This window comes from Mesorhizobium sp. M0478 (assembly GCF_040321305.1).
Classification (GTDB): Bacteria; Pseudomonadota; Alphaproteobacteria; order Rhizobiales; family Rhizobiaceae; genus Mesorhizobium.
Map to the genome: position 1 here is coordinate 1 of NZ_JAMYRH010000030.1, position 10,797 is coordinate 10,797.

Genomic DNA, 10,797 nt, shown 5'->3' on the forward strand with positions numbered 1-10,797 from the left:
TCAACGCCGCAGAGAGCTTCACCTACAAGGTCACCGACGCCAACGGCAACACCACCACCGGCACCATCAACGTCGCCATCGTCGACGACGTGCCGACGGCCACGAACGACACCTGGGCTCCGACCATCACAGGTGCAACGGTTCTCACTGGTCTCTTGGACAACGACAAATTCGGCGCCGATGGCGTCGACACCGACAACAATCCGGTCAGCGGCCAGGTGACCGCCACCAACGGTGCTCACGGCACCGTCACCTACAACAACGATGGAACGTTCACCTACACGCCGACGGGCATCTATATCGGCTCGGACTCTTTCACATACACGATCAAGGACGGTGACGGCGACACTTCGACGGCCACGGTGACCCTGAATGTGCAGACCAACACCGTTCCATCGGGTGGCGGGACAGCGTCGTTGACATTGAACGAAGCCGCGCTCGACACTACGCTCGATGCTTCGGCGCCTGCGGATCTCCAAGCCGGGGCCGTGACCGGCACCAACCCAGGCAGCCGCGGCGAGACGGCGCAAGCAATCAGCGGCATCACCTTCACCACGACCGGCGAAGCCATTAATGTTGCATTCGCCAACCCGACCGGCGATCCAAACTGGGTGGCGCCGACTGTTTCTGGCCTAGCCTCTGGATACACAATCAGCTGGGCGCTCGTGGGCAACCAACTCGTCGGCAGTCTGATACAAACGGCCGGCAGCGTGAACCTCGGCGCATTCGTCTATCTGGCGCTGTCAAACACAAGCGCCGGCGCCAACAGTTCGTTGACACCCGTCGTTACCGCGACACTGACCGACCAGCTCCAGCATCTTGCCGGCTCGGGCAACGTCACCATCAACGGGCTTCAGGTGGTGGCAACCGACACCAGCGGTGATCATGTTTCCGGATCGGTCAATCTGACGGTCCTGGACGACGTTCCGCTGCCATTCAAGCCGGATGGCATCTTCGTGGAAAACACCACGCATACGGTGCTGACGGAGAGCATCAATTTTGCCGCGAGCGCCGGTGCTGACGGCGTTGGCAATGTCGTGTTCAACGTGACCGAAGGCGCGGCCGTCACATCAGGCAGCACAAACATATTCCTGAATGGCGAGCAGGTCTTCTTCCACGTCGTCGATACGCATACTGTGGAGGGACGGACCTCGGCCGCGAACGGCAGCGACCTCGCTTTCACGGCGACCCTGAACCCGGCGACAGATACTTGGACATACACCCAGGCCGCGACGATGTTTGCCGGCAACCAGTTCAATACGGCGAACTTCTCGCCAAGCGGTGGCAACAACCAAGCGATTGTCCTGGACTCCATCGGCTCAACCAGCGACCTGCTTGCAACCGCCAACAGCCCCAATTCCGTGAACACCAGCACGGGCAGTTGGGGCGTCGATGGCGGAAACAGCATCAGCCCTGGTGAGAAGATCCGCTTCGATTTCGTCAGCAATGCAACCACCGACGGCACCATCGCCGGAACCCCCGCGGGCATCGGGGCGGGAACCCACTATACGGATCACTACGAGGTGGCTAGCTATACACAGGGGATTGGCAATGTCTCGGGACCTGGCCTGGTTTCTATAACGATCCGCCCTGTCAACGCCGACTATGATAACACCTACATAGGTGATGTTGCCGGCGAAAGCACGGCCCTCGGCGCCTTGGTCACTGTCGTCAACGGCTCCGGCGGAGCTACTCCGACCGCAACGAACAATGGGGACGGAACGTGGACGATCACCGGTCTTGCGCAAGGCGACACCTTTACCGTGGTTGCAAATTCAGACCCGTTCAGCGCAATCGAAATTTCGGCCAATGTTGGCTCGAATGACTTCAAACTGGGCCCGGTCACCTACACGACCGCCAACGCCGTCACACCGTTCGACATCTCGATCCCGGTCACGGCAACCGACGGTGACGGCGACCCAATTGCCGGGTCAGTGACGGCACACCTTTCGCCCGATCTCAGCACCTGGCAAGGAACTTCGGGCGTGGACACTCACACCACGACCGCGACAGAAACCACGCTGCTCGGCGAGGACGGCAACGACACCCTCAATGGACTCAATCTCCAGGCTGATATCCTCTCCGGCGGACGCGGCGATGATACCTTGTCGGGCAACTCCGGTAACGACACGCTTTACGGCGGCTCGGGAGCGGACATATTGTTCGGCGGCGACGGCAACGACCTGCTGATCGGCGGTTCCGGTCAGGACACGCTCACCGGTGGTATAGGCGTCGATACGTTCAAGCTCGAGCACCTCGACATCAAAGATCTTATCGCTGACTACAGCGGTGTCGGCGGCCATGGCGACATCATCGACCTTACCTCACTGTTCGATACAGCCGCCGGAGGGGCCAATGTCGGCGACTTCGTGAACTACAATGCGGGAACGAACACTCTCAGCGTCGACGCCGACGGTTTGGCCAACGGCGCCAATTTCGTGGACGTGGCCACCTTGACGAACGCACCCGTCGCCAACACGATCACCCTGCTCTACGATGACGGAGTGACGCAGCATACGACAACGGCAAACGTGGTCTAGGAGCATGGTGCGGGGCCACGCGACTATGCTATGTATTAGAGATTAGGAATACAGAGGGGATCTCATCATGAAACGTTCCGTAAGACTGTTGGTTTCCGCTGCGACGCTGTTGCTGGCAGTCGGATCGACGGGCTATGCCGCCGACATCATCGACGGGCCGGTGGCCGACTATTGCCGGACCGTCGGCACATCGAACCTGGTGTTGAACGACAACATCGTCGATCTCAAGGTCCAGGTGGTCAAGCTGATGGACGAGTCGGTGGCCGTCGCCAACAGCTCGGAATGGATCAATTCGTCCCGCCCCGCCTTCGTCTGGGCGTCGGAAGCCAAGGTCGCCTGCGGCATGGCCTATGGCTACCTCAAGACGAACTACAAGGACGAGGACACGCTCAACAAGTGCGAGTGCTTCCACGACCGCATGGTCGAGTACATGAACTGACCGGAAGGGATCCGGCAGTGCCGGTTGGCTGACCCGATGGTCGGCGGACGATTGACGAGGGCGATCGCCGGAGCGATCGCATTGACCGGTTTTGGCCAGCTTGCCACTCAAGCCTGCGCCAACTGGCTGGAACGACCTAGCCTGGAGAGACCAGCACCGTTCGGCTTGAGGCGGCCGGTTCGCTGCGACACCGCCTCCGAATGGACGCGCGCGACATTCAAGGCGTTTGCGACATGCCAGGCATCGCTCTACGGCCTGGAGCCGGTGCTGGCGCACGCGGTGATGGAGATCGAAAGCGGATTCGATCCCGATGTGCACGGCGCCGATGGTGAGGTCGGGTTGATGCAGGTAATGCCCGCGACGGCCCGAATGCTGGGCTTTCGTGGCTCGCTCGACGAGCTTGGCGCGCCGGCGACCAACATCGCGCTCGGCGTCAGATATCTGGCGCAGGCAAACAGCCTTGCCGCAGGCGATCTCTGCACCACCGTCATGAAGTATCGTGCCGGGCACGGTGAAACCCGGTTCTCCGAACTTTCGGTCCGCTACTGCCGGCGTGCGCGTGCAATCCTGGCGAGAGAAGGTTTTGCGGTGGCCGGGCCATTGCCGGTGGCGACGTTCGGATTCTCCGCATTCCCGACAGCAGGAGACGATGGTGCCCCTGCCCCGGCGAGGCGGATTTGTGTGCGCCGCCTGTTCGTGCCGGGCCCACGATACATGAAATGCGCGGACTATCGAAGCGCCGGGCAAGCCAGAATGATCAAGGCGCTCCGGGCAAAACTTTTCGACGGCTGAGCCATAATCCAGCAATTGCAAAGACGGCGAGGCAAGTCTGCCGTAAGATGAACGGATGAGACCGGGACAAATACCCGGCGGGATATGAGGGAGGCATCATGGATTCTGGCCGGCAGCGACACGGTTCGTGGACGTGGGCGATCGTCTTTGCGTTCGCGGGCATAGTGTCGGGCTGCCAGTCGAAAGGCAGCGTCTCGGACGCGCTCGACCAGGCGGCGATCGCCGCACCCGGAGCGCCGGCCGCCGGCGCCGCTGCCAGCCCGGCCCAAGCCACGCGATCGCTCGGCACCGGGTCGACGAAGGTCACGATGCTGCTGCCTTTGTCGGCCCCGGGCAACGCCGGCGAAAACGGCCGGAAGATGCTCGATGCGACCAAGCTGGCAATGGCCGACCTTGGCAGCGCACTGCTCACGGTTACGGTCGAGGACACCAAGGGCGACAGCGCGCACGCCAGCGAATTGGCTGTGAAGGCGATCACCACTGGAACCAAGATCGTCATCGGCCCGGTCGAACTCGCGGCCGCGCAGCACATAGCCAAGCTGTCGGGATCGAAGCGGCCGCCGGTGCTGGCGTTGGCCGACAATTTCGCTGGCGGCCCGGGCGTCTATGCGGTCCGCCTCAACGAGGCCGACAGCGCGGCCGCGGGCGCAGCCGGCCTGGCGGCCAAAGGCAGCAAGAAGTTCGTGTTGCTCGTTGCGGCAGGAGCGAATGCCGGCGCGGTTGAAAAGCGGGTCGCCAACAGCCTCAGCATCTATGGCGCGACGCTCGCCGTCACCATTCCGTATCCGGCCGGCGATGGCGGCACCAAAGTGGTCAATGATATGGGCTCGCTGGTCGAGGCTCCCGATGCCATCATCATCGCCAGCGGCGACGACAATCCGGCGCAGATCCTTGCGGCGCTCAAAACGAAAGGCATTCCTGGAAAAGCAATTGCCGTCGTTGGAACCAACCGCTGGCTGGAACATCCCATGGAGCCGCTGTTTGAAGGCTCCTACATCGCCACGCTCGACCCAACCGAAACCGGCCCGATCGCCGACCGCTTCAAGACGACCTACAATTATCCAGCCGACGCCAATGTCGCCTACGCCTATGATATGGTCGCCCTGACAGCAGGAATTGCAAGTTCGGCCGGGCCTGACGGCTTCAGCAAGCAGGTGCTCGAAAATCGGAGCGGATTTCGCGGATCGACCGGCCTGTTCCGGTTTCGGGCGGATGGCTCCAGTGAGCGATCCATGCCCTTCTACCAGGTTCGAAAAGGCGTACTCAAGCTGGTCGCCAAATCGACATCGGGGTATTGAGGGGCAAGGAACCTTGCTTGAGTTGATGGGCTGGCTGAGGCACAATCGCTTGATATTGCTCGGAAGCCTGCTGCTCCTGTCCGGGGTCTTGTTGATCATCCGGGCCGCCGATCTGCTTCCCATCGATCGGCCGATACCAGCGCCACGTCAATCCATCGACGATAGCCAGCCACTGCGACCAATTGCGACCGTCGCCAATACGCCATGGCGAGGACGGGCACGCAAGATTGCTCAGGACCTTATCGCGCCGCCACAGCTTGATCCGGCGCAAATCGAACGGGTCGAGCCGCGCCTGCCGCTCAGCGACCTTGGTCTGGCTTCGCCTGCAGGGATGCGAATGCCAAAGGATTGGAAAGAGGTCCTGCTGTACCAACCGGTTGCCACCTCGTCGGCAACCTTCGAATCGATGGGGCGCAAGGTAGCCATCAGCGGGATCCAAGGCATTGACCTGGATGAGACCTGTTCCTTTCGTGGCATCGCCTGGCCTTGCGGCCAGCGTGCGCGCGCGACGTTCAATTCCTGGCTGCGCGGCCGGGCGCTGAAATGCGTCGTGCCGCCGGAAATCGATCGTTTTGCCATTGGAGCACCGTGCAGCTTGGGCAAGCAGGATGTCGGCGCGTGGCTTGTTTCCAATGGCTGGGCGACGGCCCTGGCGAGTGGCATCTATGGCAAGGCGGAGGCAGTGGCCAGAGACGCGCAGATGGGGATATTCGGCCCGCCACAATAGCCGATAATTCGGTGTCGTTGCTTTTGCCGCCGTAGCCTTGCTTTTGAAGGGCTGATTTCGGGCCGATGGTAGGTGATTGCGCCATTACTAAAATTGTATGTTTCCTCGAAACTGAAAGTGCAGCACCTTGGCCTTATGACAGCCGATCAGGCGGGAGATTGGCTAATGATGACACCAATGGCGAATAGCTCGCCCCGGCAATGGAAAGATATCGCATGGCTGACCGCCCTAGGATCGGCGGGAATTCTGCTCCTCTCGGTTGGCCTAAATTATCTGCTTCTGTTCTCGGAAGCCTTGACGCCCTTCGGCCGCAGCATGGTCACAGCGATCCTGTTGCCGGTCATCGTCGGTGGCCCACTTTTCCTGTTCATTGGACTGCAGCGGACCGACCTCGTCCGTTATCGAAGAGAACTCAACAAGTCGGCGACCTTTGACAGCCTGACAGGCTGCCTCAACCGGTCAGTCTTCACGTCGATGGTCGAAAGGAGAGCAACCAGGCCGGAATCGTCTGGTCCAAGATCTGGCGCCTTCCTGGTCATTCATCCCGAACACATCAGGTCGATCAATCTGCGCTTCGGCCTTGGCTGGGGTGACGAAGCCTTGCGGCTCATAGCCTCGACCATCCAGTCATCGGTACGCAAGGAAGATCTGGTGGGCCGGATCGGAACCTCCATGTTCGGGGTCTTTCTGCCCGGTGCGACAGAAGACGACGCCAGGGAGATCGGCGACCGTATCCGCGCGCGCGTGGCCCAAGCCTATTTCGCGCCAAAAGGAACCGCGGACACGCTGACCATCAGCGTCGGCGGCGTGGTGTTTGAAAACGAGTTGGAATTCGAGGACATGTTCCGATCGGCGGAATCGCTGTTATCCGGCGTCGAACGCCAGCCCGGATTTCAATTGTCGCACCTCCACAACTAGCTGAAACAAGTCGTTGCCGGAGGAACACCGCCGCAAATGTCTTGCCGCACGGCTGCGGCAGCGATCATCTTGGCCCTTGTTGCCAAACCGGACGATTGACCCATGGGCGGTTTCAACCCGTGGGAGGTCTGGTTCCTGACGGTGCTGACGGCATCGCCGCGCATCGCTGGCAGTATTTGCCGGACCGACCAAGTTCTGGTTGCCGCTGGTTGCAGCAACCTTGATCGCCTTGATGGCCGGCTATCGGACCATGCTGCTGCCGCCGAACTCCTGACAGGTCGAGACACCCGCCGCGCGAGTAGCATCAGGTTCGGCGCTCAGGGCACGAGCGACAAAGCTTGAGGGCGCACAGATAGCAGCTGGATCCCCACGGCTCTCTCTTCATCCGTGGGGATCACAAGCGCGTCAACGTCGGAACCAGCAAGGCTGATGACCTCGTCGCCTCGTCCATTCAGCTTGTGGTCGATATTAACCGCAAGCCAGCCGGCCACAGCCCCGGCCCTCTCTCGAATATATTGGGCGTTTTGGCCTAGGCCTGCCTTGAACACCAGCGTGTCCAGTCCGCCTATCGCAGCGGCCAGCGACCCCGATCTCGCGTGCGATACGATAGACGAAGAGATCGACTGTTTCGGCGGCAAGAGGATCATCGGAGTCGATTAGCGTCCGCGTATCACCGGATATCCCTGACACTCCGAGCAGGCCGGATTGCTCGTAGAGGAGGGTGACCAATCGTCCATCTGCAGCTTCCGGTCATTCAGCAAATGGAGGATGACGCCAGGGTTGAGCGCGCCGCAACGCGTGCTCGTGACGAGGCCGTCCAATGTCGAAAACCCAACACTTATTCCAGCATTCATGGCGCACAGACTGGCACCGCTGCCGAGATGGGCGACGATCACCTTGCCGCCAGCTGCGGGTCCGTAGCGAGTCCGAAGCTGCGAAGCGATATGGCTATAGGAAAGCCCGTGAAATCCATAGGAAATGCCGGCATCGGTCATCGCATGCGGAAGGCCATAGACCTTGGCGATCCGAGGCCGAGCGTATTCTTACGGATGACGATCTGGATGCGCCCAGGTAGTCGTCTTCATACGTGTCCTCGCCATACGGAGTTCAGAACCCGCCTCATTGCACGTCGTTGCCGCCGATTATACGCATCGTTGCAGGGTCTTTCGAGACCGGGAGGCTTGAGCTACTGTGACAGGCGCCAACGAAAGAGCGAGAAATTGACGAACAGGCCCAAAGCCATTTCGCTCGAGCGGAAAGACTTAGCCGACGATGCTCAATTCAAACTTTGAGAATTAAGCGTAATCCGTTGATTTAATAAGTGGATGGCCCGGAGGGTCAGCATTTTCTACAGGAATCAGTACGTTAGTGGATGGCTCGCCTAGCCGTTTCTCTCGTATCTCTCGTATGGTCTGGCGAACCAAAGGACCAAGAAGACAACTAATTCCATGCGAGCTGTATTTGACCATGGTAGTATGAGCGCGGCCGCATTTGGCCGGAAGTTGACTGGCCGCTTCTGGCGCAAAACGATAACGGACGTTTAACCTGGTCTGGTTCAAGCACCGTTGTCGGGTTCAAATCGCGTGACCAAGCCAATGGTACTCCAGTATGGCGCTTCGGAACCTCCAGGTTGCGGGGCTTTGCGATCGCAAGTAAACAGTCGCGGAATTTGGTCACACGAAATGGCCAATCGCCGGTTTCGAACATCCGCAATTCGTGGCGTCAACGATATATTGCACACCTACGGGACCTTACTGACCGATGCCGGCCTGCTCGCCTGGAGGCTGGGGAGGAGCGGCCCGGGGAGTCTCTGGGCCGGCGTCGGTCACCCCTGGCATTACGCTGTTGCCGGCAGAAGCTGGCAGTCATTGTGATGAGGGCAATTTGCCCACCATCGTCGTCAAACTGCGCGGCACCGTGAATGATCTACTGCATTCCGCGGAGGGAATTCACGTCGGCGCAGAACTCGGCGTAGGGCTTGCTCATTGCCGCGTCATTGCATTCGCGCATGATCATTTCGCGCATGGGCTTAGGCTTGGCTATGAAGACCGCCTTGAACTCGGGCATGGACTTCAGTGTCTTCATCGAGGCATCGGTGTAGAATGGCACGATATTGTCGACGACATCAACCGCGCCGGCAACTGCCATGCTCCCTAGATTGCCGGCCGAGCACCCGCCGCGTGAACGTGCTGCTCAGGGAGAACAATAGCGAACGCGCTCATTGCCTCTCCTTCGCTGCGCGTTTTGCCCCAGCCAGGCCACGCGCCTTTCTCGTTCGCCGGCCTTTGGGCTTACAATTCCAATCTCGACATAACCAGCTGCACCATCATCACAAAGCCTGCCGCAGAACCGATGAAGCAGTTGCATGATCAACAGCCTCTCATTCTCTACCAGGCATACTATGACGCCTGGCTGGACCAGGGGACCAAAGGACCAGCCTCAAGGACATTCTCAGCCACGACATCGACGGTCAGCTGCAGTTCAACCGCGTTGGACGTGAGGTGAACACCAGCGCCGTCAACAAATTTCCCAACGACCATCCCGGCCTGGTCGGGCGGAGCCGGCGACTTTTTCTGTTCGCCGAAATCGTCAAGCACGCCCCTGCTGGGGCGAAGCTTTCTAAAGCACGCTCCGACCACATATTTTAGGAGGGCGGGATGACAGAGCGTCAGCAAGAGATCGTCGCGAATGCATGGGCACTGGCTACGGGCGCACAACAAATCCTAGAGGCGCTTCTCATCATGCTGAAAAAGTCGGGAACGTCGCGCGACCTTCGATTGCCGGGTAGCCGGGAAGTGGACCATCAGTTAGGGGTCCGTAGCTAGAGCGTGATAAAGCAGCAAACACACTATCATAGAAACGGCGCTGCCTAGCAGCTGGTCTGCCGTCAGGCCGGAAAAATAGACAAGATGAAACGCCACCAACGCTCTACCAATCACGGTTCGGAACACTGCCGAACTAACCGTTAGTCGGCGCTAATGTTCCGGTCTGGACTCGCTACCGCTTTGGAAGCATTCTGCACTCGGGGGAGAGGGCGTGGGCAGAGTCCAGCGTCATCAAGGTGCGGATCAGGCCGACCGCTGGCGCAAGAACGCAAAGGGGCGGTGGATGTGGCGACGGCAATATCTGCCGGCGCTGGTGATGGTTCCCTGACCGGCTCATCCCAGCTGGCTGGCTGAGTGGCACCCGCACGGCCGGCGCGGGGAGCTGCGATATCAAGGGCAACATTTCCACCAGTACCGATGAGCGATTTATCATTGATTGGCACTGCCACGCGGCTTTCCTTCATTCGCATGGTTCGCAGACATTAGCATGATCGCATACTCTCATCATCCGGCGTCGTCTCCCTCACAAAGCAGCGCCGGTAAGGCTCGGCGCCCTTCTTGTTTGTCCCGTGTGCCAAAGGAGGTCGCCGGGCCTGCCGTTGCTCATCTTTGCGGGTTGCTCCTGATGGCTCCGCTTGGCGCCGTGGCCCTGCGTCTTCCTTTGGGTAAGGCCGGCGAGGCGCTTGTCAGACGGCCTGGCATGTAGAATTATGGTCCTCGTTGCGGCGACGCTCTCAATGGAGAGCGCCAATGGCCAGAACAAACCTTCCGAACAGCTTTCCCGGGCTGAAATCGAGCGCCTGGCGGCAGCCGAATCGCTGCACAAGAGCATCGCCGGGCCGCTCCTGGCGTACCACAGGGAGCACTGCCAAGCTCTACCTGAGGCCCATGGACCCCTGTTGAAGTCGATTGAGACGGTCACCGGCCAGAAGGCGCAGTTCATCCGCTGGAACGGGACAGGACCGGCACAGCCCCGGAGAAGCCTCCGGGCTGGTTCTCCTCGCGCAACTCTCGCGCCGCATCACCTCTAAGAGCAGTTCGAAGACGCTTTCGATTTCGCCGTTGATTTGGTCGGCAGGGATGCCAGGCTTCTCGGCCGCTGTCGTCAATTGGTCTGCTAAGTCGCTGGCGGCGATCGGATCGCCCCGCGTCACAATCGCGGCGCGGAGGGGTTTTATTAGCTCCCCCTCATCTTGACGCCGGCGCCGGCTGCTCCAAAGTCTTGGGCATCGCTCGGGGAAGTATCAAAGTTGGCGAC

10 protein-coding genes and 1 pseudogene are annotated in these 10,797 nt (G+C 60.2%); 8 read left to right on the plus strand and 3 right to left on the minus strand.

Translation table 11 applies throughout. The annotated features are described in order from the left end of the window. The 7 genes from NKI64_RS31790 to NKI64_RS31820 form a co-directional block, all read left to right on the plus strand. Positions 1 to 2,540 (plus strand): beta strand repeat-containing protein (locus tag NKI64_RS31790; RefSeq protein WP_352672035.1); only part of this gene is annotated, 2,540 nt, incomplete at its 5' end. Between the two features lie 67 nt (positions 2,541 to 2,607). Continuing rightward, positions 2,608 to 2,979: a hypothetical protein gene (locus NKI64_RS31795; RefSeq protein WP_023824758.1), complete on the plus strand. Its 372-nt coding sequence runs from the start codon at positions 2,608 to 2,610 to the stop codon at positions 2,977 to 2,979. A gap of 282 nt (positions 2,980 to 3,261) precedes the next feature. Next, a complete protein-coding gene (locus NKI64_RS31800; protein WP_502901415.1) occupies positions 3,262 to 3,771 on the plus strand; it encodes a transglycosylase SLT domain-containing protein in 510 nt (169 codons plus the stop codon). Positions 3,772 to 3,869: 98 nt separating this feature from the next. Continuing rightward, on the plus strand, positions 3,870 to 5,069 hold the full coding sequence (locus NKI64_RS31805) for an ABC transporter substrate-binding protein (protein ID WP_352672037.1): 1,200 nt from the start codon (positions 3,870 to 3,872) through the stop codon (positions 5,067 to 5,069). Positions 5,070 to 5,082: 13 nt separating this feature from the next. Beyond that, positions 5,083 to 5,796 (plus strand): thermonuclease family protein, encoded by a 714-nt coding sequence (locus NKI64_RS31810; protein ID WP_352672039.1) that lies wholly within the window; start codon positions 5,083 to 5,085, stop codon positions 5,794 to 5,796. Between the two features lie 165 nt (positions 5,797 to 5,961). After that, positions 5,962 to 6,714: a GGDEF domain-containing protein gene (locus NKI64_RS31815; RefSeq protein ID WP_352672041.1), complete on the plus strand. Its 753-nt coding sequence runs from the start codon at positions 5,962 to 5,964 to the stop codon at positions 6,712 to 6,714. 102 nt (positions 6,715 to 6,816) lie between these two features. After that, positions 6,817 to 7,056, plus strand: a complete 240-nt coding sequence (locus NKI64_RS31820) for a hypothetical protein (protein ID WP_023696398.1) — start codon at positions 6,817 to 6,819, stop codon at positions 7,054 to 7,056. Here the strand turns inward: NKI64_RS31820 and NKI64_RS31825 are convergent. The 3 genes and pseudogenes from NKI64_RS31825 to NKI64_RS31835 form a co-directional block, all read right to left on the minus strand. After that, positions 7,032 to 7,295, minus strand: a complete 264-nt coding sequence (locus NKI64_RS31825) for a hypothetical protein (RefSeq protein ID WP_352672046.1) — start codon at positions 7,293 to 7,295, stop codon at positions 7,032 to 7,034. The two genes, NKI64_RS31820 and NKI64_RS31825, sit on opposite strands and share 25 nt — an antisense overlap. Then, positions 7,183 to 7,709 (minus strand): annotated as a pseudogene (locus NKI64_RS31830) (hypothetical protein). Before NKI64_RS31830 ends, NKI64_RS31825 begins: the two are co-directional and overlap by 113 nt. Before the next feature lie 931 nt (positions 7,710 to 8,640). Then, positions 8,641 to 8,862: a hypothetical protein gene (locus tag NKI64_RS31835; RefSeq protein WP_050485709.1), complete on the minus strand. Its 222-nt coding sequence runs from the start codon at positions 8,860 to 8,862 to the stop codon at positions 8,641 to 8,643. Between the two features lie 96 nt (positions 8,863 to 8,958). On the opposite strand from NKI64_RS31835, the gene NKI64_RS31840 reads away from it, so the two are divergent. Beyond that, positions 8,959 to 9,219, plus strand: a complete 261-nt coding sequence (locus NKI64_RS31840) for an SOS response-associated peptidase family protein (protein ID WP_352672043.1) — start codon at positions 8,959 to 8,961, stop codon at positions 9,217 to 9,219. Positions 9,220 to 10,797 lie beyond the last annotated feature (1,578 nt).